Origin of the sequence: Streptomyces sp. NPDC048636, assembly GCF_040650655.1 — a bacterium.
In the GTDB taxonomy this organism is placed as follows: domain Bacteria; phylum Actinomycetota; class Actinomycetes; order Streptomycetales; family Streptomycetaceae; genus Streptomyces.
In genome coordinates this window covers 116,061-138,377 of the sequence record NZ_JBEZHR010000017.1, presented here as the reverse complement: position 1 = coordinate 138,377, position 22,317 = coordinate 116,061, and the positions used below count along the sequence as shown (strand labels likewise).

General features: G+C 72.6%; 19 protein-coding genes and 1 riboswitch. Of the genes, 10 read left to right on the top strand and 9 right to left on the bottom strand.

Features of this window, described 5'->3' with window-relative positions:
- Positions 1 to 207 precede the first annotated feature (207 nt).
- From AB0C66_RS31985 to AB0C66_RS31975, 3 genes are all read left to right on the top strand, one after another.
- Positions 208 to 2,781 carry a polysaccharide lyase family 8 super-sandwich domain-containing protein gene (locus AB0C66_RS31985; protein ID WP_362446579.1) on the top strand — a complete coding sequence of 858 codons (2,574 nt, stop codon included), beginning with the start codon at positions 208 to 210 and terminating at the stop codon, positions 2,779 to 2,781.
- A gap of 94 nt (positions 2,782 to 2,875) precedes the next feature.
- Entirely contained in the window at positions 2,876 to 5,284 is a 2,409-nt protein-coding gene (locus AB0C66_RS31980; protein ID WP_362446576.1) for a SpoIIE family protein phosphatase, read from the top strand.
- A gap of 80 nt (positions 5,285 to 5,364) precedes the next feature.
- Complete coding sequence (locus AB0C66_RS31975; protein WP_362446573.1) at positions 5,365 to 6,192, top strand: SAM-dependent methyltransferase; 828 nt, start codon at positions 5,365 to 5,367, stop codon at positions 6,190 to 6,192.
- 24 nt (positions 6,193 to 6,216) lie between these two features.
- Here AB0C66_RS31975 and AB0C66_RS31970 read toward each other — a convergent pair whose 3' ends face one another.
- Both AB0C66_RS31970 and AB0C66_RS31965 read right to left on the bottom strand, forming a co-directional pair.
- A complete protein-coding gene (locus tag AB0C66_RS31970) occupies positions 6,217 to 6,672 on the bottom strand; it encodes a hypothetical protein (RefSeq protein WP_362446570.1) in 456 nt (151 codons plus the stop codon).
- 77 nt (positions 6,673 to 6,749) lie between these two features.
- Complete coding sequence (locus AB0C66_RS31965; RefSeq protein WP_362446567.1) at positions 6,750 to 7,322, bottom strand: TetR/AcrR family transcriptional regulator; 573 nt, start codon at positions 7,320 to 7,322, stop codon at positions 6,750 to 6,752.
- A 111-nt stretch (positions 7,323 to 7,433) separates the two neighbouring features.
- Here AB0C66_RS31965 and AB0C66_RS31960 point away from each other — a divergent pair, with 111 nt between their 5' ends.
- Both AB0C66_RS31960 and AB0C66_RS31955 read left to right on the top strand, forming a co-directional pair.
- A complete protein-coding gene (locus tag AB0C66_RS31960; RefSeq protein ID WP_362446564.1) occupies positions 7,434 to 8,603 on the top strand; it encodes an agmatine deiminase family protein in 1,170 nt (389 codons plus the stop codon).
- A gap of 100 nt (positions 8,604 to 8,703) precedes the next feature.
- Positions 8,704 to 9,258: a hypothetical protein gene (locus AB0C66_RS31955; protein WP_362446561.1), complete on the top strand. Its 555-nt coding sequence runs from the start codon at positions 8,704 to 8,706 to the stop codon at positions 9,256 to 9,258.
- Positions 9,259 to 9,266: 8 nt separating this feature from the next.
- Here AB0C66_RS31955 and AB0C66_RS31950 read toward each other — a convergent pair whose 3' ends face one another.
- The 6 genes from AB0C66_RS31950 to AB0C66_RS31925 form a co-directional block, all read right to left on the bottom strand.
- The gene (locus AB0C66_RS31950) at positions 9,267 to 12,125 is read right to left on the bottom strand and encodes an NHLP bacteriocin export ABC transporter permease/ATPase subunit (RefSeq protein WP_362446558.1); all 2,859 of its coding nucleotides are present in this window, start codon (positions 12,123 to 12,125) and stop codon (positions 9,267 to 9,269) included.
- A gap of 1 nt (position 12,126) precedes the next feature.
- Complete coding sequence (locus AB0C66_RS31945) at positions 12,127 to 14,256, bottom strand: NHLP family bacteriocin export ABC transporter peptidase/permease/ATPase subunit (RefSeq protein WP_362446646.1); 2,130 nt, start codon at positions 14,254 to 14,256, stop codon at positions 12,127 to 12,129.
- Between the two features lie 149 nt (positions 14,257 to 14,405).
- Positions 14,406 to 15,212, bottom strand: a complete 807-nt coding sequence (locus tag AB0C66_RS31940) for an HlyD family efflux transporter periplasmic adaptor subunit (RefSeq protein ID WP_362446555.1) — start codon at positions 15,210 to 15,212, stop codon at positions 14,406 to 14,408.
- 236 nt (positions 15,213 to 15,448) lie between these two features.
- Positions 15,449 to 15,664, bottom strand: a complete 216-nt coding sequence (locus tag AB0C66_RS31935) for a type A2 lanthipeptide (protein WP_362446552.1) — start codon at positions 15,662 to 15,664, stop codon at positions 15,449 to 15,451.
- Positions 15,665 to 16,317: 653 nt separating this feature from the next.
- Positions 16,318 to 16,566: a hypothetical protein gene (locus tag AB0C66_RS31930; protein WP_362446549.1), complete on the bottom strand. Its 249-nt coding sequence runs from the start codon at positions 16,564 to 16,566 to the stop codon at positions 16,318 to 16,320.
- A gap of 7 nt (positions 16,567 to 16,573) precedes the next feature.
- Positions 16,574 to 16,798: a hypothetical protein gene (locus AB0C66_RS31925; protein WP_362446546.1), complete on the bottom strand. Its 225-nt coding sequence runs from the start codon at positions 16,796 to 16,798 to the stop codon at positions 16,574 to 16,576.
- A 134-nt stretch (positions 16,799 to 16,932) separates the two neighbouring features.
- Between AB0C66_RS31925 and AB0C66_RS31920 the strand changes: the two genes are divergently transcribed.
- From AB0C66_RS31920 to thiE, 4 genes are all read left to right on the top strand, one after another.
- Positions 16,933 to 17,808 (top strand): YwqG family protein, encoded by an 876-nt coding sequence (locus AB0C66_RS31920; protein ID WP_362446543.1) that lies wholly within the window; start codon positions 16,933 to 16,935, stop codon positions 17,806 to 17,808.
- An 86-nt stretch (positions 17,809 to 17,894) separates the two neighbouring features.
- A riboswitch (TPP riboswitch) is annotated at positions 17,895 to 17,988 on the top strand.
- Positions 17,980 to 19,419, top strand: a complete 1,440-nt coding sequence (locus AB0C66_RS31915; protein ID WP_362446540.1) for a cytosine permease — start codon at positions 17,980 to 17,982, stop codon at positions 19,417 to 19,419. Its footprint overlaps the riboswitch before it by 9 nt.
- Before the next feature lie 59 nt (positions 19,420 to 19,478).
- Complete coding sequence (thiM, locus tag AB0C66_RS31910) at positions 19,479 to 20,291, top strand: hydroxyethylthiazole kinase (RefSeq protein ID WP_362446537.1); 813 nt, start codon at positions 19,479 to 19,481, stop codon at positions 20,289 to 20,291.
- Positions 20,292 to 20,302: 11 nt separating this feature from the next.
- Complete coding sequence (thiE, locus tag AB0C66_RS31905; protein WP_362446534.1) at positions 20,303 to 20,980, top strand: thiamine phosphate synthase; 678 nt, start codon at positions 20,303 to 20,305, stop codon at positions 20,978 to 20,980.
- A 206-nt stretch (positions 20,981 to 21,186) separates the two neighbouring features.
- On the opposite strand, the gene AB0C66_RS31900 is transcribed toward thiE, so the two are convergent.
- Positions 21,187 to 21,543, bottom strand: a complete 357-nt coding sequence (locus AB0C66_RS31900) for a hypothetical protein (protein WP_362446531.1) — start codon at positions 21,541 to 21,543, stop codon at positions 21,187 to 21,189.
- 193 nt (positions 21,544 to 21,736) lie between these two features.
- Between AB0C66_RS31900 and AB0C66_RS31895 the strand changes: the two genes are divergently transcribed.
- Positions 21,737 to 22,213, top strand: a complete 477-nt coding sequence (locus tag AB0C66_RS31895; protein WP_362446528.1) for a hypothetical protein — start codon at positions 21,737 to 21,739, stop codon at positions 22,211 to 22,213.
- Positions 22,214 to 22,317: the final 104 nt, after the last annotated feature.

Here is a 22,317-nt window from a genome sequence, read left to right as displayed (position 1 = left end):
TCCGCATAGCGACAGACGCTAACGCGCCACCCCGCCCGGCCATGGCCCGCCATCAGAAACTGATCAGGAGTTGCGCACTTCGGAGCAGTGGCGGTGCTGATCGGCGGGACGGGACAACAGCGCCCGGTGGTGACAGTGGGCGCCGGGGTTGGTTCAATGCCGCAAGCGCTTTCCATCCGAATCCATACGAGCGTTGGAGCGTATCCCGTGCCTCTCTCCCGTCGTGATCTGCTGTCCCTGGCCCCCGCCGTGTCCCTGGCGGCACTCGCCCGGCCACCGCGCGCACGGGCGGCGGGACATCCCGGGGCCTCGGCCACCGAGGCGGCCGCCGACCACACCACGCTGATCGGCAACATGGTCGCCGTCCTCGCCGGCACCCCCGGCTCCAACGCCCGGCCCGAAGTCGCCGCCAAGCTCACGGCCATCGCCACCACCGCCCGCTCCCGGCTCACCGCGATGGACGGCGCCGGGGAGGGCGAGCTCTTCGAGGGGCTTCCGCTGGGCACCAGCGACCCCCATCTGATGACCTCGTACCAGTATCTCTACGAGATCGCCCTCGCCACCCGGGTCCCGGGCGGCCCGCCGTCCGCGCTCCAGGGCGATCCGGCCGTCCAGCGCCGGGTCATCGACGGTCTGGTGTGGCTTCATGAGCACTACTACGGCGACCAGTCGAAGGGCTACTACGGCAACTGGTTCACCTGGGAGATCGGTATCTCCTCCCACGTCAGCAGGATCCTTGCGCTGCTCCGCGACGAGGTCGCGGCCCACCGTCCGGACCTCGCCGCCACCTATGTCGCCTCGATGGACGCCTATCTGCGCAACGGCCGGGACGGTGACGTCGATCTGGACTCCCGTTTCCACACCGGCGCCAACCTCGCGGACATCACCACCAACCGGATGCTCCAGGGAGCGGTGCTGGGGGACGACGCCCGGGTGAGCAAGGCGGTCGCCGACCAGCTGACGGTGCTGGCCACGATCGACCCCTACCGGTTGCGGCACGGTGTCACCGACGGCTTCTACGCGGACGGTTCCTTCCTCCAGCACGCCTCGGTGGCCTACACCGGCTCCTACGGAAAAGGGCTGCTCACCCGAGTGGTGCAGACCGTCAAGATGCTGGACGGCACCGGCTATGTGAGCGGTGAAGACCTCGTGCGCACCGCGCACCGCTGGGTCGTGGACGGCTTCTCCCCGCTGATCTTCGAAGGCTGGATGATGGAGATCGTCAAGGGGCGCGGGGTGTCCCGCACCACCACCGGGTACACCGATGTCACCCAGGTCGTCGAGGCCGTCGTCGATCTGTCCGGCCACACCACCGGCGCGGACACCACGGCGCTCAAGGGCTATGTGGCGTTCGTCCGCGAGAAGGCCAACGCACCACTCGATCCGTCGGCGTTCGTCTCGCCGGTGAGCATCGCCCGCTACGCCGATATCCTCGCCGATCCGTCGGCCCCGCCGAAGGACCTCACACCGGCCGCACACCACATCGCCTTCAACGCCATGGACAAGACGGTCCACCGGCGCCCCGGCTACGCCTTCGCCCTGGCCCGGAGCTCGACCAGGATCAGCAAGTACGAGTACATGAGCGGCGAGAACCTGATGCCGTGGTTCCAGGGCGACGGTGCCCACTACCTCTATCTCTCCGGCCAGGACCAGACACAGGCGTTCGGCGTCGACTACTTCACCACGGTCTCGCCCTACCGCCTCGCGGGTGTCACCGCCCCGGTGGAGACCCGGCGCACCGTCCCCGAGCTGTACGGCACCCAGTGGTACGACAACCCCGAGCGCGGGTTCACCGCCTCGTCCGAAGCGCAGAACACCTATGTGTACTTCCCGTGCGGCACCGAGGCGTTCTCCGGTGGCGCCGCCCTCGGCGCGTACGGTACGGCCGGTCTTGTGCAGTCGGACGACGTGGCGTACGCGGCGAAGCGGGACGGCGAGCTGCCGGACGACTTCGCCGTGTACCGGAACGCGGACGCCACCAAGTCGTGGTTCATGTTCGACGACGAGATCGTCGTCCTCGCCGCCGGGGTGGGCGACTCCGCCGGGCGCGCGGTGACCACGACCGTCGACACCCGGATCGCCCCTCCCTCGGACACCGTCACCGTCACCGGGCAGCTCCGCGACGGCACTCCGTGGTCGGGCACCGGCACGGTGCCACTGGCCTGGCTGCGCTACGCCAACACCACCCGGTCCGCCGCCGTGGGCTATGTCTTCCTGGACGCGCCACGGCCCACCGTCACCCTCGACACCATCACCCGCAGCCGCCGGGCGGTGCGGCTGTCCAATCCGGACACCGCGGCGACCGCGCGGGTCTTCTCGGTCTCGGTGGAGCAGCGGGCCGGTGTGCCGCATCGCTCGATGGCCTATGCCCTGGTACCGCACGGCTCGGCGGAGCGGCTGCGGGCGTACGCGGACGGGCCGCTGTCGGTCCTGGTGAACACCACTCGCGCACAGGCCGTCCGCCACCGGGGGCTGGGGATCGTCGCCCTCAACGCGTTCACCCGGGGCACCCACCGCGCCGGGCTGCTGTCGGTCGACGGCCCGGGGTCGGTGCTCCTGCGCACGGCGCACGGCGGCGCACCGCACCACGGGGCGGTGTCACTGGCCGTGGCGGATCCGACCACCCTGCGGGACACGGTCTCGGTGCTGGTCCGGGGCCGCGGAATGCGGGCGGTCACGGCGGACGAGGGGGTCCGGGTCTCCCGGGTGCGCGGCGGCACCCGGATCGACGTCGCCACCCGGCACGCCTACGGACGCAGCTTCACCGCGGAGCTGCGCTGATCCCACCGGCCCGGCCACCCGGCCGACCGCGTGGCGGTGGCGGACGGCCGCACCGTGCTTGAGTATGTCCGGCTCCGGGACCACGCTGGAGGGTATGGACACGCGGGGCGCCCCTCCCAGCGGTGAGGCCGGACGGCCCGGCGCGGCCCCGGGCGGCCCACTGATGATGATCGACGCCGAGGGCGCCGTGGTGGCCTGGAGCGAGGCCGCCACCCGGCTGCTCGGCCATGGCCCGGCGCAGGTCGTCGGGGGTCCCGTGGCCGAGCTGCTGGACGCGGATCCGCCATGGCGGGCCGACCGCCCGCAGTGGCGGGGTGAGCTCGCGTTCCGCCACCGCGACGGCCATCGGGTGACGGTCCGGGTCCGGGCGCACCCGCTGGCGGGCGGCGATCACACACCGTTGTGGCTGCTGACGGTGGAGCCCCCGGCCGGGGAGGCGCCCCTCCCGGGCGGCGAGGCCCTGTCGGAGTGGCTGCTGACCAGCTCCCCGGTCGCCCTGGCCGTCTATGACAGCGATCTCCGGTTCGTCCGGCAGAACCCGGCGATGGAGCACATCGTCGGCGTCGGGGACGAGCACCGGCGCGGGCACGGCCTCTCGGCCGCGGTGACCGGGCCCGGCAGCGTCGAGTGGGAGGCGCGGATGCGGCGGGCGCTGGAGACCGGGCGGGCCGAGGAGGGCCATCTGTTGCAGGGGCGCACCCGGGCGGATCCGGAGCACGACCACTTCTTCGCCGTCTCCGCCACCCCGCTCCGCGACCGGGAGGGCCGGATCGTGGGGTTGTGCGCCACCTCGCGCGATGTCACCGAGCAGCATCGCGGCCGGGAGCGGCTGGCCCTGCTGAACGAGGCGAGCACCCGGATCGGCAGCACCCTCGATGTGGTGCGCACCGGGCAGGAGCTGGCCGAGCTGGCCGTCCCCGGCCTCGCCGACTTCGTGGGCGTCAACCTGCTGGAGTCGCTGCTGAGGGGTGAGGAGCCGCCGCCGGGACCGGTCACCGGGGCGGTGCTGCGGCGGGTGGCGAACGAGTCCGTGCTCGAGGGCGCGCCGGAGGCGGTGAGCGAGGTGGGCGAGGTGGCGTTCTACTCGGAGCACTCGCCACACGCGCGGGTGCTGGCGACGGGCAACTCGGAGCTGCACCGGGTGATGGACCGGGAGCTGCGCTCGTGGGCGACGCGGGAGGATCCCGAGCGGTTCGCCAAGGCCCGGCGGTACGGGTTCCATTCCTGGCTGGTGGTCCCGGTGATCGCACGCGGTACCACCCTGGGCGTGGTGGACTTCATCCGGTCCCGGACGCCCGAGCCGTTCGAAGCCGAGGATCTCTCCCTGGCCGAGGAGCTGGTGGCGCGCGCCGCGGTCTGTCTGGACAACGCCCGCCGCTACACCCATGAACGCGCCGCGGCGCTGGCGTTGCAGCGCAGTCTGCTGCCGCAGCAGCTGCCCGAGCAGTCCGCGGCCGAGGTGGCCAGCCGCTACCGTCCGGCGGCCGCCCGGTCGGGGGTCGGCGGCGACTGGTTCGATGTGATTCCGCTGTCCGGGGCGCGGGTGGCCCTGGTGGTCGGCGATGTGGTCGGCCACGGTCTCCAGGCCTCCGCCACGATGGGCCGGTTGCGTACCGCGCTGCGCACCCTCGCCGAAGTCGACCTGGCGCCGGAGGAGTTGCTCACCCAGCTGGACGACCTGGTGGCGCGACGGGACGACGCCCCGGAGCTGGAGTCGGACGAGCCCGAACCGGGTGACTTCGGCGCCACCTGCCTCTACGCCGTGTACGACCCGGTGTCCGGCCGGTGCAGTTTCGCCCGCGCCGGCCATCCGGCCCCCGCGGTGGTCCGGCCGGGCGGTCCGGCGGACTTCCTCGAACTGCCCGCGGGGCCTCCGCTGGGGCTCGGCGGGCTGCCGTTCGAGGCGCTGGACGTGGAGCTGCCGGAGGGCACCCTGCTCGCGTTCTACACCGACGGGCTGGTGCGCGACCGCGGCACGGACGCCGGGCTGGACTCCCTGCGGCAGGCCCTGACGCTCCCCGCCGAGGGGCTGGACGCGCTCTGCGACCGGGTCGTCGGGACCCTGCTCCCCGTCCGTCACGGCGATGACGCGGCACTGCTGCTGGCCCGGTTGCGGCGGCTGGACGCGGACCGGGTGGCGGCCTGGGACGTGCCCGCGGACCCCGCCGCGGTGGCCGAGGTACGGGCGGACGCGGTGCGCTGGCTGACGGAGCGGGGCCTGGAGGAGACGGCGGTCGTCACCGAACTGGTCGTCAGCGAGCTGGTCACCAACGCCGTTCGGTACGGCGCCGCACCCATCCGGCTCCGTCTCATCCTCGACCGGGTGCTGATCTGTGAGGTGTCCGACGGCACCAGCACCGCCCCGCACGCCCGCCGGGCCCGGGTGCTCGACGAGGGCGGCCGGGGCCTGCTGCTGGTCGCGCAGCTCACCCAGCGCTGGGGCACCCGGCACACCGCGAACGGCAAGGTCATCTGGTGCGAACAGGCCCTTCCGGCGCACTGATCGCGGAGAATCGTTTAGATTGTGCGCAGTGCGGGGGCGCAACAGCTGTATCAGCGACGGTTTTTGAGAAGGGCGCGGGCGTGACCGACTACGAGGCAACCTACGACTCCGCCGCACGGGTCTCCGGCCGGATCGACACCACCAAACCGCATACCGCCAGGATCTGGAACTACTGGCTGGGCGGCAAGGACTACTACGTCGTCGACCAGCAGGCGGGCGATCAGATCCGCCGACTGCACCCCGGGATCGGGGACTACGCCCTGGCCGACCGGGCGTTCCTGGGCCGTGCGGTGCGCTATCTGACCGCCGAGCGGGGGATCCGCCAGTTCCTGGACATCGGGACGGGGTTGCCCACCGCGGACAACACCCACGAGGTCGCGCAGCGGATCGCGCCCGAGTCCCGGGTCGTCTACGTCGACAACGACCCGCTGGTGCTCGCCCATGCGCGCACCCTGCTGACCAGCACGCCCGAGGGGATCACCGCCTATCTCGACGCGGATCTGCGGGACATCGACACCATCCTCGAACACGCCCGGAAGACCCTGGACTTCACCAAGCCCATCGCTCTGATGCTGCTCGGTGTGGTGATCTTCGTCGGTGATGACGAGGACCCGTACGGCATCGTCCGCCGCCTGGTGGACGCCCTGCCCTCCGGCAGCCATCTGGTGCTGTCCCACACCATTTCCAGCCCCTCGATGCCGGATGTGGACGAGGCGGTCGCGTTCTGGAACGAGAACGGGATCCCCAAGCTGACCCAGCGCTCCCCGGACCGGGTCGCCCGGTTCTTCGACGGTACGGAGCTGCTGGAACCGGGCGTGGTCTCGTGTTCGCGGTGGCGTCTCGAGGACACCTCCGGGGCGGAGCCCGACGAGGTGGCGATGTTCGGCGGGGTCGGCCGGAAGCCGTGAGGCGCCGGACGACGGGCGGTGCGGCTACAGGTCGTCGCAGAGGCTCCGGGCCTTGTCGAGGTCCTTCCTCACCGCCGCGGTGAACTCGAACTCCCGCAAATGGCGGTCCTGTGAGCGGCGGATGGCCTCGGCGAGCGGCTTGTAGCGCGTATCGCCCGCGGCGGCCGAGGCGGCGAGGGTGCCCGCGGCGGCATAGCGGTTGAGGGCGATGACGCCGTCCTCGCCCTTGGCGCCGTACTTCGCCGGGTCGAATCCGTCGAGCGCCCCGCAGGCGGCGTGGGCGTCGCCCGTCGGCCCGGATCCGGGGGTGTCACCGTCGTCGCCGCCGAGCGCCCAGGCGGCGCCCACTCCCCCGGCACCCAGCAGTAGCCCCACCGCGAGCGCGGCGACCAGCGGTCCGGCGGGGCGGTGGGACGGTGGCGCGGACGGTGTGGCGGCGGTCGGTGGGGTGGGTGCCGAGTCCGGTGGCTGTGGCTGCATGGCGCACAACATAGCGGCAACTCCGAACGGTCGGGCAGGCGCCCCGCCCCCGGACGGTCCGGGGGCCGGGGCGGCGCTCAGGGACCGAGTTCCACGGCGATGGCGCCCCGCAGCAGATCGCGGGCGCGCTCCAGGGTGAGGGAACCGCTGAGCCACCGCTTGCTGACTCCCTCGACCAGTGCGGTGAGGCGGTCGGCGGCGTCCTCGGCGGACACTTCGGGCGGGACGGTGCCCTGCCGTTGACCGCGGTGGATGAGGTCGCTCGCGTAGTCCGTCCACCGGTCGGTGGTGGTGCGCAACTGCTGACGCAGCTCGGGCTGGAAGACGGCCGTGGCACGCAATTCGCCCCAGGCGGTGCTGTTCTCGATGACGAACGGTTCGTCCTGGAGCTCGAGCAGCAGCATCTCCTCGAGATGGCCGCGGGGGTCGGTCTCCGGGTCGGCGGCGGGGTCGGTATAGCGCTCGGCCCGGGTGTTGATGAACTCCAGGGTGCTGGCCAGCAGTCCCGCACGGTCCCGGAAGTGGTAATAGATCAGCGAGGTCGACACTCCGGCCTCCTCGGCCAGCTCCTCGACCCGCAGCCCCCGGATCCCGCGCTGGGCGATCGATCGGGCGGCGGCTTCCAGGATGGCGGTACGGCGGCCGGACATGGTCGCTCCCCTTCGTCTCCGGTCTGTTCCGGTGCCCATGTTACCTTCGATTCCTGACTGAAATTTCAGTCAGGAATCTCGAAAGATTCGACCGGAACGCGGAGGCACACCATGAGGGGATCCCAGCGGCGGACCGTATTGCGGAGCGGAGCCGCGGCGGTGCTGACCGGCGCCGCGTCAGCCGCCTGCTCACCCGGGCCGGGCGAGCCCGCCACGACCGAGGGACGTGAGGACATGTCCGCGCGGGAGGCCGCACGGCAGGCCGCGCGCACACCGGCCGGGCGCCGGATGCCGGCCGAGACCGTACGGCACCGCCGCACCTATATGGCGTGGCCGTCGCTGGACTCGGTCTGGGAGGACATGGCCGAGGACGTCCAGCGCGATATCGCCGGGATCGCCCGGGCCGTCGCCGACTTCGAGCCCGTGACCCTGCTCGCCGCCCCGGAGGAGGCGAAGGCGGCGCGCCGGGCGTGCGGGGCGGGCGTGGAGGTGATCCCGGTGCCCGTCGACGATCTGTGGATACGGGACAGCGGGCCCACGTTCGTCCTCGGCCGGGACGGGCTGACGGGGATCGACCTCCGGTTCAACGGCTGGGGCGGCAAACAGCGGCATCGGCGGGACGCCCGGGTCGCCCGCGCCGTCACCACCCACGCCCGGGGCACCCGCCTCGACGCCCGGCTGACCGGAGAGGGCGGCGCGCTGGAGGTGGATGGCCACGGCACCCTGATGGCCACCGAGAGCTCCCTGGTCAACGACAACCGCAACCCCGGTGTGAGCAGGGACCGGATCGAGGCACGGCTCAAGGAACTGCTGGGGGTCGGCAAGGTCATCTGGTTCAAGGGGGTGAAGGGGAAGGACATCACCGACTGCCATGTCGACGCCCTCGCCCGGTTCGCCGGGGACGGGGTGGTGCTGCTCAGCCGTCCGCGCGCGGACGGCGGGCCGACCGTGTGGAGCCGGGTGTACCACCAGGCCCGGAGCGTGCTGGAGGAGTCCACCGATGCCCTCGGCCGCCGGCTGAAAGTGGTCGACCTGCCCGAGCCCGACCGGGCCGTCATCGGCCGCCGCGGCGCGGACTTCCTCGGCTGCTACGCCAACTACTTCATCGTCAACGGCGGGGTGATCGTGCCCCGGTTCGGCGACCGCAGGGCCGACCGCGAGGCGGTCGCGATCATCGGCGATCTCCATCCGGAGCGGAAGGTGGTGCAGGTGGAGATCCCGGCGGTGGCCGAGGGCGGTGGCGGTATCCACTGCGCCACCCAGCAGCAGCCCGACGTCTGACCGTATGCCAGCCGCCCTTTCCCCGGCCCGCGGTGTGCCGTTCCGGACAACCCCCGGACGACACTGAACGGCTCGTGGAGCACGCTCGTACTGTCGTGTCGTGGACGAGTGCGTGACGCCCGGCCCCGCGCCCGGCTGGGCGTCGCGCGGACTGCTGACCCTGGTGAGGGCGATGGCACCGCATCCGGCCGCGGTGGTGGACCGGCGCTGGGACCTGCTGGCGTGGAACGAGGCCTACGCGGCGCTGTTCACCGACCCCGCATGGCTCCTGCCCGAGCAGCGCAATCTGCTGTGGCTGCTGTTCCGCTGGCCTCCGTCCCGTGTCCTGATGGCCGACTGGGAGGGAGAGGCCCGCGCACTGCTGGCCCAGTTCCAGGACCGGGCGGCGGGCAGTCCGGGGGATCCCAGGATCGTGGCCCTGGTCGGAGAGTTGATGGCCGATCCGCACGCGGCGCGGTGGTACGGGCGGCCGGTGGTGACCGCTCCGCCGCCCCCGCTGCGCCGCTTCCACCACCCGGTCGCCGGTGAGCTGCGGCTGCGGCCGGTGACGCTGGCGGTGGTCGACGAGCCCGGCCACCGCCTCCTGGCCCATGTGCCCGACGATCCGGTGTCCCAGGAGGCGCTGCGGCAGCTGTGTCCCACCGCGCAGGGCTGAGCGCGGCCTCAGCGCATCTGCCGCCGCACCAGCTCATAGAGCTTGCCGTCCGGGATCGCCATCAGCTCGGCCGGGGCGCCCTGTTCGACGATCCGCCCGTCCTCCATCACCAGCACCCGGTCGGCGTCCATGACGGTCGACAGCCGGTGCGCGATGACCAGGCGGCTGGCGTGGAGGCGGCGGGTGCTGTCGATGACCACCCGCTGGGTCGCGTTGTCCAGGGCGCTGGTGGCCTCGTCGAAGAAGAGGACGCGCGGACGGCGGATCAGAGCCTGGGCGATCATCAGCCGCTGCCGCTGGCCACCGGAGATGGCGCCGCTGCCGGAGATCATGGTGTGCAGACCCATCGGCATCCGGCGGATGTCCTCGGCCAGACCGGCCAGTTCGGCGGCGGCCATGGCCTCCTCGGGGGTGTACGGCTCGGCGCCGCGGATGCAGTCGAGCACGGTGCCGTTGAGGGGCTGGCCGTTCTGAAGGACCACCCCGCACTGGCGGCGTACGGCGGCCTGGTCGAGGGCTGCCAGGTCCTGGCCGTCGTAGAGCACACTGCCGGACACCGGCCGTTCGAAACCGATGAGCAGCCGCAGCAGTGTGGACTTGCCACAGCCGCTGGGGCCGACCACGGCCACGAACTCCCCGGGCCGGATCTCCAGCGAGACATCGTCGAGGACCAGCGGGCCGTCGTCGGCGTACCGGAAGGTGAGGTTGCGGGCGCGCAGATCGCCGGTGAGCACCCCGGGCTGGGCACTGCCGCCGCGAACCTCCGGCGGTTCGTCCAGGATCGGTTTGACCTGCTCGAACATCGGCAGTACCGCCACCACCGAGACCAGCGCGTTGGTGAGCTGGGTGACCGAGGTGAGCAGCATGGTGACGGAGGTGTTGAAGGTCAGGAACGCCCCCGCCGACATGCTCCCCCGTGCCGGACCGGCCAGCAGCATGAACACGATGAGCGAGCACAGCGGCAGGTAGACCGCGTCGAGCACCTGGGTGAGATTCTTGATCCGCCCGGTGCGCTGATGGAGTTCACGGGAGTGGGCGAAGCCCCGGGCCCAGGCCGCGTAGGCGAAGTTCTCGGCCGCGGCCACCCGCAGTTTGGGCAGCCCGCGCAGGGTCTGGAACGCCTGGTTGTTGAGCTTGTTCTCGCTCTCCACCAGCCGTCGCTGCCAGCGCACCTGCCATAGGCCCATCCCGAGGAAGACCGCGGAGATGACCAGCAGCATGGCCAGCACGGCGAGCGCCAGCTTCGCGCTGAAGTACAGCAGCAGCGCGAGGTTCATCGCACCGACGGTGCCCGCCTGGAGGACCACCGGCGCGATACCGGACAGCACCCGGCGCATGGTGCTGATGCCCATCGCCGCGCTGGCCAGTTCACCGGTGGAGCGTTCGGCGAAGAACCGGGTCGGCAGCCGCAGCAGCCGGTCCCAGACCGCGGGCTGGAGGGTGCTCTCCAGACGTCCCTCCAGCCGCAGCAGGGTCAGGTTCTGGAGCAGCATGAAGGCGGCCGAGACGACGCTCGCCACCATCAGGGCCAGCGAGATCTGGACGATGGGGCTCTTCTCGGCGCGGGGGACGAAACCGCCGAGCACCTGTCCGGTGGCCACCGGCACCAGGGCCCCCAGCGCCACCGTCACCAGTCCGCCGACCACGAGGTTGCGCAGATCGGGCGCCACCCCGCGGGCGCTGAACCGCGCCAGCCGCCACGCCGTCATCGGGCGGTCGGGCAGCGGGCGGTAGAACATCACGGCACGCGATTCGAATTCGTCGGCGTTGCCCTCGCCGATCCGCAGCCGCAGCCCGGAGGCGGGGTTGACCGCCTCGTAACGGCCGCGCCGCCACAGCAGTGCCACCGGGGCGCCGGACAGCGCGCGGTAGCCCACCAGCGGTCCGGCGTCCTCGCGCCACCAGTCGCCCTCCAGCCGGATGGCGCGGGTGCGGATCCGGGAGGCGACCGCGATGCGCTCCACCGGGCTGGTGCGGTCCCCGTCGGCGGCGGCGCCCCGGGGCGGATCGGCCAGGGTGATCCCGGCGGCCTCGGCCACCGTGCGGCACACCGCGTGGACGGTGTCGTCGGCGGTGTCCTCCGCCGTCCGCGACGAGCCCTGCCGGGGGTTCCCGATGGAGGCGATCAGCGCCTGGTCCGCACGCGAGCGGACCGCCTCACCGGCCCGGATCCCGGCCGCCGTGCGATCGGCGTGGGTGCGCTCCAGGGCGTCGATCCAGCGGTCCACGGCGGTGCCCAGCCGGTACTGCTGATTGACCATCCGCTGCCACAGCGCACCGTCGATCAGCAGGTCACCGGCGGCCTGGGTGCTGTACTCGGCGCCGTAGCGGACACTTCCGGGGGGCACCGGGAGCCAGAGCAGGTCCTCGTCGGCCGCCTCGCCCTCGCCCGCGGGGCCGCCACCGTCCAGCGGGGCCTGGAACAGTACGCCCAGACTGCGGCTGACCCCGAGCGCGACGGCGTGTTCCAGCGGGGTGGCCGGGACATCGCCGTACGGTTCGTCGGCCCAGCCGGTGGCGTACCCGTCGTAACTCTCGGGCCGGTACAGCTCGCGCAGCGGGATCCGGCGCACCGCGCAGTCCTGTGAGGGCCTGCCGACCAGGGTGTGGCGCGGGCCCTCGACCGGGCCGGGGAGCGCCGCGCCCGGCTCGAGGCGCCCGAGGAAGTGCCAGTGTCCCTCCTCGGCGGCGTCGACCGCGAAGAGGTCCAACGCACCGCCGGTGACGAGCCAGAGCACCTGCGGGCCTTCCAGCGGGAGGCTGCGCAGTCCGGTGCGGTCGACGGGGGTGCCGAGCGCGCCCAGCGCCTGGATCACCGCGTCGCCGCCGTCCGCGGCCACGGCGGCGGCCGGGTGAACGGAGGTCATCTCAGTGCTCCTTCATCAGCTGCGCGTACGGTCCCCCGGCCGCGGCGAGGTCCTCGTGGCGGCCGCGTTCCACCACCGTGCCCTGGTTCAGGACGAGGATCTCGTCGCTGTCGCGCACGGTGCTGAGCCGGTGGGCGATCACCACACACGCGCAGCCCCGGCGGCGCAGGTTGTCCATGACGGCCCGTTCGGTCCGCGCGTCCAGCGCACTGGTGACCTCGTCCAGCACCAGCACGCTGGGGCGGCGGACCAGGGCGCGGGCGATCTCCAGCCGCTGCCGCTGTCCGCCGGAGAAGTTGCGGCCGTCCTGCTCCACCCGGCCGTGGATGCCTTCGGGGCGGCGGGCGATGACGTCGTCGTAGAGCGCGGCGTCCTTCAGGGCCGCCACCACCGCCTCGTCCGGGATGGAGGGGTCCCACAGCGCCACATTGTCCCGCACGGTTCCCTCGAAGAGGAACACGTCCTGGTCGACGAAGGACACCGAGGCGGCGAGCGCGCCGCGCGGGATCTCCTCCAGCCGCTGTCCGTCGACCCGGATGGCCCCCTCCCACGGGCTGTAGAGGCCGGAGACGAGCCGGGACACGGTGGACTTGCCGCTGCCGGAGCCGCCGACCAGTGCCACCTGCCGACCGGGGCCGACCGAGAGCGAGATGCCGCGCAGCAGCGGTTCGTCCAGCGGGTTGTAGCCGAAGGTGACGTTCTCCAGCGTCACATGGCCGGTGAGCCTGCGGGTGTCGGGCTCCGGCTGGTCGCGGGTGTAGAGGGTGTCCAGCGGGAAGTTCTCCACGTCCTTCAGCCGGGCCACGTCCGCGGAGAAGTCCTGGATCCGCCCGGCCACACCGTTGAGCCGGGTGATGGGCGCGGTGAAACGGGCCACCAGTGCCTGGAAGGCCACCAGCAGTCCGACCGACACATGGCCCTCGACGGCGCGCAGTCCGCCGATCCACAGGATGAGCGCGCTGTTGAGGGTGGCGAGGGTGGGCGCCACCACGGCCAGGGCCGCGCTGGGCACCCCCAGCCGCTGCTGTTCCTCGAGGGTGATGGCGTGCTGGCCCGCCCAGCGGCGGAAGTATCCGTTCTCGCCGCCGGTGGCCTTCATCGTCTCGATGAGCTGGAGCCCGGTGTACGAGGTGGTGGTCAGCCGGGCGGTGTCGGCGCGCAGCTTCTGGGTCCGGGTGGCGCGCAGCCGGATCACCACACGCATGGCGACCACGTTGAGCAGCGCCAGCCCTACGCCTACCAGGGTGAGCTGGGGGTCGTAGGTCCACAGCAGCAGCGCGTAGAGCACCACCACGACACCGTCGACCGCGGCGGCGGCCAGGTCACGGGCGAGGGTTTCCGCCACCGTGTCGTTGGAGCGCAGCCGTTGGACGAGGTCGGCCGGACTGCGCTGGGCGAAGAACGTGACGGGCAGCCGCAGCAGATGGCGCAGGAATCGGGCGCTGCTGAGGGTGGAGGAGATGATCCGGCCGCGCAGCAGATTGGCCTGCTGCACTCCGGTGAGCACGGCGGTCAGCAGCACCGCCACGGCCATCGAGGCGAACAGCGGCCCCAGACTGGACGTCTCCCCGCCGATCAGGAAGGTGTCGATGAAGGTGCGGCTGAGCGCCGGGACCGCGGCGCCCACCACCACCAGCAGCAGACTGGCCAGCAGGGAGGCCAGCAGGGTGCCCGTGGTGCCCCGCATCCGGGCGGGCAGGGCGCCCAGCACCCCGGGGCGGCGTCCGCCGCGGCGGAAGGACTCCTCGGGTTCGAGGACCAGGACCACTCCGGTGAAGCTGGTGTCGAACTCCTCGGCGGGGATGAACCGGCGCCCCTTGTCGGGGTCGTTGATGTACACCCCGCGCTTGCCGAACCGGCGCCCCGGGCCGTCGTAGACGACGTAGTGGTTGAACTCCCAGAACAGGATCGCCGGTGCCCGCACCTCGGCCAGGCTCTCCGGCTCCATCTGCATGCCCTTGGCGCTCATCCCGTAACTGCGCGCCGCTCGCAGCAGATTGCTCGCCCGCGAGCCGTCCCGGGAGACTCCGCAGGCGATCCGCAGCTCCTCCAGCGGCACATGGCGTCCGTAGTGTCCGAGCACCATGGCGAGCGAGGCGGCGCCGCACTCCAGCGCCTCCATCTGGAGCACGGTCGGGGTGCGCACGGTGCGGCGGCGGGGCCGCTTGGGCCCGGCCGCGCGCCGCGGGGCGCGGCGCCGTCCCCGGGTGGGCTCGGGGCGCCGGCGCCCACTGCTTCCGGCGGGCGCCGGGCGGGGCGGTCCGCCGTCGTGGGTGGTGGTCACGGGAGCAGCCATTCGATCGGGTGCCGGTCGGCGAGGTGGACCGTACCGGTGGCCAGGGTCATGGAGTCGGGGGTGAACGGCGGTCCCTCCGGGGAGGACCAGCGGTAGCCGGAGCGGGTGGCGGCGGAGCGGTCGAGCCGGACCAGCACCGCCACCGGCGGGCCGTGCCGGGAGAACTCCTCGCCGAGCTGCTCGCTGCCGAGCTGGGAGCCGATCTGCTGGCGGGACCGGGCGGTGCGGCCGACCGCCCGGACGTGGCCGCGCAGACTGCCGTAGGTCTGGCTGGGCACCGACTGCACACCGAGGTCGACGGGGGCGCCGACCGGGACCGACGCGGCCCGTCCTGCGGGTACGTAGAGGGTGGCGGTCAGCGGGTCGCCGGAGTGGCGGACCCGTTCGATGGAGGCGACGTCGGCGCCGGTGGTGAGGACGGAGCCGATGGAGACGACCAGGGTGGTGAGCCGTCCCGCGGCGAGGCTGCGGACGACGCTGCTGCCGCGCGGGGTGCGGATCTTCAGCAGTGGCGCGCCCGCGCGCAGCGTGCCGCCCTCCTTGGCGAGTACGGCGGTGACCTGCCCGGCCACCGGGCTCTGGAGGACGTAACTGCCCTGGCCATGGCTGAGGATGCCGGGGGCGGCCAGGGTGCTGGACACCGTGCCGGTCACGGACCAGACGGCGGCCGCGGCCATGACGACGAGTGTGACCGCCAGGGCGAGCCACCCTTGCGGGCGGGCGTAGCGCACCGGCAGATCGATGTCCTCTGCCGACTGCGCTTTGGAAAGGGCCTGCTGGCGGAACTGCACGAGAGTCTTTCCTCAACCGCGGGAACGGATGGAGTGCGCGGCTTCGCCTGGTGGCGCCGCGGCGGTCCGGCGGGAGGGCACCCATGGACCGCCGAATGCCCCGGACCAGGCGGGCCCGGGGCAGGAGGCCGGTCGTACGGCGGGGCCGTACGACCGGTGGTGCCACGCTCGGCGGCACCGCGAGGCGAGGTGAGATCGCCTCAGAGGTGAGATCGCCTCAGGGGATGAGGGTCGACTCAGAGGGCACCGACGGTGCCGACGATGCCGGAGGAGTTCAGGCCGGTGAGACCGTCCACCGTGCCGGTGGTGGTGCCCACGACGCCCGTGACCGGGGCGGTGACGGCGTCGACGGTGCCGAGGGTGTCGGTGACCGTCGCACCCAGCCCGCCGGCCACGTTGTCCAGCTCAGCGTCGGAGATCTCCTGGGTCGCGACCTTGGGTGCGTTGTTCATTATTGCGTCTCCCTTGGATAAATATCTCGAATGAGCTTTCAGCGGCCCGCGGTTGCCGAATGACTCGGCGCCCGCAGAACAATCACAGGATTCCGGGGACCGGGATCCTGAGAACGCCTCAGCGCGAAAGGATGTAACCACGCCTACTCGGTGGGCTGCGAATCAGACATCACGCGGAACCGCGCATTCCGTCACGTTCCGATCACCGGGTGGACACAATTGGCCACGCGATGCGCGGCGCTCCTTCACACCACCGTCACGCCTATCCCGCGCACTCGCGCCGACCTCCCCGGACAACCCCGCGATCACGGGCGAAGCCCCCATCCGCGACATCGATCCGACGCCCGATCCGGGTGGTGCGCACGGCGTCTGTGGAATAGGTGTGCCGATCGCTTGAAGACTGGACGACCCGTACACGCATTCCCCATCCGGGCCCCAAGGGGAAGGCGACATGTGTGACGGCGTGCCGATAACACGGCCGAATTCCCCCCATCCCGCTGATCGGTGTGCGTTATGACAACTGCACCATCGGGTGGCTGCCGCGTCGAAAGGCCGGGAATTTCCACGGAATGGACATTGGGCGCATGAGTACGACAGAGGCCATGACTTCGGGCGGGGCGCGAGGACGCGCCCCGCCACGGGTCGGCCCGTCCTCAGTTCACCGTCGAAGTGTTGTCCGCAAGGGAGTTGACCACATCCACGGCGGTCAGCGGACGCACCGCCGAGGCTTCCAGCCCGGCCGGGTGGAGCGCGTACACCGGGCAGCCCCCGGGCAGCGGGAGGTCCCCGCGGACCAGGAACGCCGCCCCGATCCGGGAGGGATCCCGCTCGGTGCCGTCCGACGGGTCGTGGTCCGGTGTGCCGATACGTCCCCGCGAAGGCCAGTGTGTCCTCGCCGTCACGACGGCGCTACACGGTGATCGATCCGTCGGAGTGGCGCAGCAGCACGGTGGTGGCCCTCGCGGCGGCCTGCCGGCCGGCGAGTTCACCGGGACCGACCCGGGCGCCGGAGGCGAACAGCCCGGGTGAGGCTCCTGCCGAGCACGGCCAGCAGCTTGACGTGCCGGTGGACGGCGTGGCGGGTGCCGGATACGGGGTGCCGGATACGCTCTGGACCACATCGAGCCAGGGCATGGTGCGCCCGGGGGTGTCCAGGACCAGCGGTACCGAACTCCGGGCGGTGGACGTCAGGTCGAAGCGCCGGGGTGCGAGGCCGGGAACGGGGACCCGGGACGGGCCTGTCGGTGCCCGCCGTCACCATGGTGCGTATGGCCACTCACGAGAACACCGCGCCCGACGCCCTGCACACACTGGCCCGCACCCATCTGCCCCCGGACATGGCCGACCGCTGGACGGGGCTGCTGCGCCCGGCCGCCCACCTCCGGGCGGCCGGTCCGGGCGACCCCGTGGTCGGTCAGCTCGGCGGTCTGCCCCGGCTGCCCGAGTCCATCGAATGGCCCGTCTGGGAAGGCTATGGCCCGCTGTCGTTCGTGGCCGTGGTCGACTGCGCCGCGCTGCCCGTGGACGAGTTGGACATCCCCCTGCGCCCGGAAGGCCGGCTGGCCTTCTTCTCTTTCGAGGACGAGGAGGGCGAGGCCGTGGTGGACACCTGCGATCCGGACACCTGGGCGGGTGCGCGGCTGCTGCATCTGCCGTCCGAGGCCGCCGACTTGCCCGAGCGGCCCGCGCCCGAAGGGCTCACCCCGTACCGGGCCGTGCCACTGACCGCCAAGGTGGCGCCGAGCGCGCCGGACTCCGAATCGCTCGTGCTGAACGCCGAGTTCGGGCTCGGCGCGCTGTCCGTCAAGGAGCTCTTCGCCCATCCGGTGCGGTGTGCCACATTCATGGAGGCGCTGTGGGACCACCAGGGCACCGTCGCGCACCAGATCGGTGGGCACGCCCAGAACGTGCAGGGCCCCGTGGAGGTCTGGGCCGCCAAGGCCGTCCTGGGCGACGAGGTCGACTGGGAGGATCCGCGGATCGAGGAGGAGGCGGCGCGATGGGTGCTGCTGGCCCAGTTCGACTCCGACGAGGACACCGGGATGATGTGGGCCGACGGCGGTGTCCTGTACTGGCTGATCCGGCCCGAGGACCTCGCCGCGGGCCGTTTCGAGGCGGCGATGTTCACCTGGCAGTCCGGTTGACCCTCCGCCGGGCCGACCGGTGGCGGGCCCGCTGTCGTGCGCCCTCGGCGGGGTGCCACGGGGCGAAGCGTTACGCTGGGGCCGCCTTACCGGACACGGGGTGCCCCTGCGGGGGCTGAGATCACACCCGTCGAACCTGAACCAGTTAGCACTGGCGGAGGGATGTCATCGATGTCATTGCCACATGCGCCCGGCGGCCCGGCCACCACCGGCCCGGCTTCCGTACACGACGGCCGGATGCCCACCGCACCCGGCGATCTGCGGGTCGAGGCCCATGGCATCGCGCCCGTACCCGAGGGCCACCGCTACGGCGGGCCGGGGCGGCTGTTCACCGTGTGGTTCGCCCCGAACCTGACCATGACCGGTGTGTTCACCGGCACCATCGGCATCGCCTTGGGCCTCGACTTCGCCACCGCGCTGACCGCCGTGGTCCTGGGCACCCTGCTGGGCGCCGTACCCACCGCGTATCTCGGCACCTGGGGCAGTCTCACCGGGGCCGGACAGCTGCCACTGGCGCGGCTGGCCTTCGGCCGGGCCGTCGCGGTGCCCGGTGTCCTCCAGTGGCTTTCCTCGGTCGCCTGGGACGCGCTCATCGGGCTCTTCGGCGGGGACGCGCTGGCCCGGCTGTGCGGCTGGCCGTTCTGGCTGGGGGTGCTGGTGATGATGGCCGCCCAGGGAGCGCTCGGAGTGCTGGGCTACGAGGCCATCCACCGGATGCAGACGGTGATGACGTTCGTGCTCGCCGCCGCGTTCCTCGCACTGGCCGTGAAACTGACCGACGGCACACACCCGACCGCCACCGGCGCGGCCCACGGCGCCGACCGTGCCGGTGCCTTCATCCTGACCAGCACGATCGCGCTGAGTCTCGCGCTGTCGTGGGCGCCGTACGCCAGTGACTTCAGCCGCTATCTGCCGCGCGCGACGTCACGGGTGCGGATGTTCTGGTGCACCCTTCTCGGGGTCACCCTCTCCTTCGTGGCGGTGCAGGCGCTCGGCCTGTGGGGCGCCTCGGTGCTCACCGACCAGACGGCCCGGGGCGTGGACGAGGCGCTGGGCGGTGGCACACCGGGCGCACTCGGGCTGCTGGCCGTGGCACTGGCCGCGCTGTGCAGCAACGCCATGAACGACTACAGCGGCTCACTGGCCCTCCAGACCGTCGGGGTGCGGATTCCGCGTCCGCTGGCGGCCGCCCTGGCCGCCGTACTCGGCTTCCCGCTGGTGCTGTGGATGCACGCCGCGGACACCACCGCCCGATTCCAGAACGTGCTGCTGTTCGTCGGCTACTGGATCCCCGGTTTCGTCGCCGTCGTGGCCGTCGACTGGTTCGCCCGGGCCCGGGCCCGCGAGGGCGCCCCCGTCGACCTGGCCACCGAGAGCGCCCGGCCGCAGCCCTGGTGGCCCGCGCTGCTGGCGTTCGCGGCCGCCTTCGCCGCGGCGGTACCGTTCATGGACACCACCCTGTACACGGGTCCGGTGGCGGAGGCGCTGCACGGCGCCGATCTCGCCTATTACACGGCCTTCCTCGCGGCACTCCTGGTCTACGCACCGATCAGACTGCGCCGCCACGCGCCCGCCCGGGCACCGCGCCGCACCGGCCCGGTGCCGGAGTGAGGCCCGGCGCCGCCCCTGTCCTCCGCCGCCGTCCCGACCCCGTTCCGGAGCGTTCCGCCATGGCCCCTTCCGACCTCCCCGAGCACACCGCCTTCGCCGCGCACGCCCTCGCCCGGGTGCGGGACACCACCCCGCTGGTGCAGTGTCTGACCAACGCGGTCGTCACCGGCTTCACCGCCAACGCGCTGCTGGCCCTGGGCGCCTCCCCCGCGATGGTGGACATCCCCGAGGAGGCCGGGCCGTTCGCCGGGATCGCCTCGGGTGTACTGGTCAACCTGGGCACCCCGCACGCCGAGCAGCGCACCGCCATGGCCGAGGCGGCGCGGGCGGCCGCGGCGGCCGGAACGCCATGGGTGCTGGACCCGGTGGCGGTCGGCGCGCTACCGGTGCGCACCGGGTTGGCGCGGCGGCTGCTGGAGCTGCGGCCCACCGTGATCCGCGGCAACGCCTCGGAGATCATCGCCCTGGCGGACGGCGGCGACGGCGGCCGCGGGGTGGACTCCGCGCACGAGGTGGCGGCGGCGCGGCAGGCCGCGGAGGCGCTGGCGCGCACCACCGGCGGGGTGGTCGCGGTGTCGGGTCCGGTGGACGTGGTCACCGACGGCACCCGCCACGTCCGGATCGGCAACGGGGACGCGCTGCTGACCCGGGTCACCGGCGGCGGCTGTGCGCTGGGCGCGGTGATGGCGGCGTTCGCGGCGGTGGACGAGGACCGGTTCGCCACCACGGTGGCGGCCGTGGCCGCGTACACCGTGGCAGCCGAGCGCGCGGCGCGGGAGGCATCGGGCCCGGGGAGTTTCGCGGTGGCGTTCCTGGACGCCCTCGCCGCGCTGGAGCCGTCGGAGCTCGCGCGGCGGGCGGCGATCTCATGAGCGACGGCCCGATGTCGTCACGCGGGGCACGGCCGGTGGATCTGTCGGTGTATCTGGTCACCGACACCGCCCAGTGCGCCGCCCGCGGCCGGAGCGTGGCCGAGACCGTGGCCCGTGCGGTGGCCGGTGGGGTCACCGCGGTGCAGGTACGGGAGAAGACCGCGGACGGCGGGGACTTCCTGCGCACGGTGCTGGAGGTGGCCGCGGTCCTTCCCGAGTCGGTGGCGCTGATCGTCAACGACCGGGTGGATGTGTTTCTGGCCGCGCGGTCCGCCGGAGCGCGGGTGACCGGTGTCCATGTGGGGCAGTCGGATCTGCCCGCCGCCGCCGTACGGGAGTTGATCGGCGAGGGGCCGGTGCTCGGGCTCAGCGCGGCCACGCCCGAGGGGTTGCGGGCGGCGGCGGAGAGCACCGCACGCGTCGACCATGTGGGCATCGGCGCCCTGCACACGACCCGTACCAAGGCGGACTCGCCACCCGCCCTCGGCCACGACGGCTTCGCCCGGCTCGTCGCGCTCACTCCGCTTCCCGCCGTCGCCATCGGCGGTGTCACCCCCGCCGATCTGCCGCGGCTGCGGGCGGCCGGTGCGGTGGGCGCGGCCGTGGTCTCAGGGGTGTGCGCGGCCGAGGACCCCCGTTCGGCCGCGGCGGCCTACGCCCGTGCGTGGGCGCGACGCGGACAGACATGAGCGGGCGCCTCTCCTGACGCCCCGGATCTGCCCCCCGGAGCGCCGGACAGTGCGCCCGCCGGAGGTCTCGGGGCTGCCGCCGCCGTGTCGCCCACGGCGTGCACGGCGGCCGCCACCCGCCGGAACCCGGAGCACCGCCCGTACCGCCCAGCAGCGGGCACCGCACCACGCCATGAGCAGTCGGAGTCATGAGGTGCCGGTGCGTGTCAGAGCAGGCCGACGATGCGTGGTGGCGCGAAGAGATGGCGTGCCCGGTGCTCGAGGACCAGCACCTCCGGCAGCTGCCGCCGCAGGTCCGACATGCACTTCTCGCATGCCTCGTCGGCCTCGGGGAGGAATTCCTCGTGCTCGACGGCGATATGCCGGGCCAGCCGGATCTGCGTCGTCACCACGCTGTCGCTCGGATCGCAGTCCACCCCCGGCCCGAATTCCTCCAGCGCCGCCTCCACGACCTCGGGGGCCAGCTTCATCGCCTTGTACAGCTCGACGCATTCCCCGCAGCCCCACATCCAGGAGGGAGGGAGCGGCCATTCGTCGTCGGGGTGCTCGTTCCCGGCATCCATGCGGCTCACAGTAGCGACATTCGGGAGGCGCCGAGGGCATAACGGCCAGATCCGTCTGTTCCATCGGGAATCAGCCGATGGTGCCCCCGCGGATCCGGTCCGCCATGAGCGAACCCGGGTGTGTGGCACGGGAGATGAAGGGACGTCAGGGCACGGCCGGCGAGCTCGACGCGGTATCTGACAGGATGACCGGGTGGGAGGCGTGGACAACACCGGTCGTCCGTCCGACGGTTTCGACGTGGCCACCGGCGACGGAGGGATCCCGGACGACAGCGGCCGGGAAGCGGCGGTACGCATCGCCTTCGAGGGGCTGTTGCAGATCCGGCGGTTGATGAACACCGGGGCCACCGACCCCGCGGCGGTACCCGCCGCCTGGGAGGCGCACCAGCCGGTGCGCGCCGTGTCGCTCGCGCTCGAGGCCGCCGGTGTCCGCCCGTCGGCGGTGGACACCGAGGGACACCGCCTCGCCACCGGCTACTGCGTGAGCGCGGCGGACCGCCCCGGGGTGGTACGGGTGGAGTGGCTGGGCCCCTCGGGCAGCGGTGCCGGGTACGCCGCCCAGGAGGCGCTGCGGGAGTGTGCCGCGGTCCTGGGGCGGCTGGGCTGGGAGGCGCTGGAGTACCGGGGGCCGAGGGGCCGCCGTTTCCTCGAGGTCGAGGTCGCGCGCTGACCAGCGCGGTCCGGGGAGGTGCCCCACCGTGGTTTGCGTGGCCACGGCCGCGGTCGCACGCTGGACACATGGCCGAGCGTCCGCCCGTCCCCGTACCCGTAAGC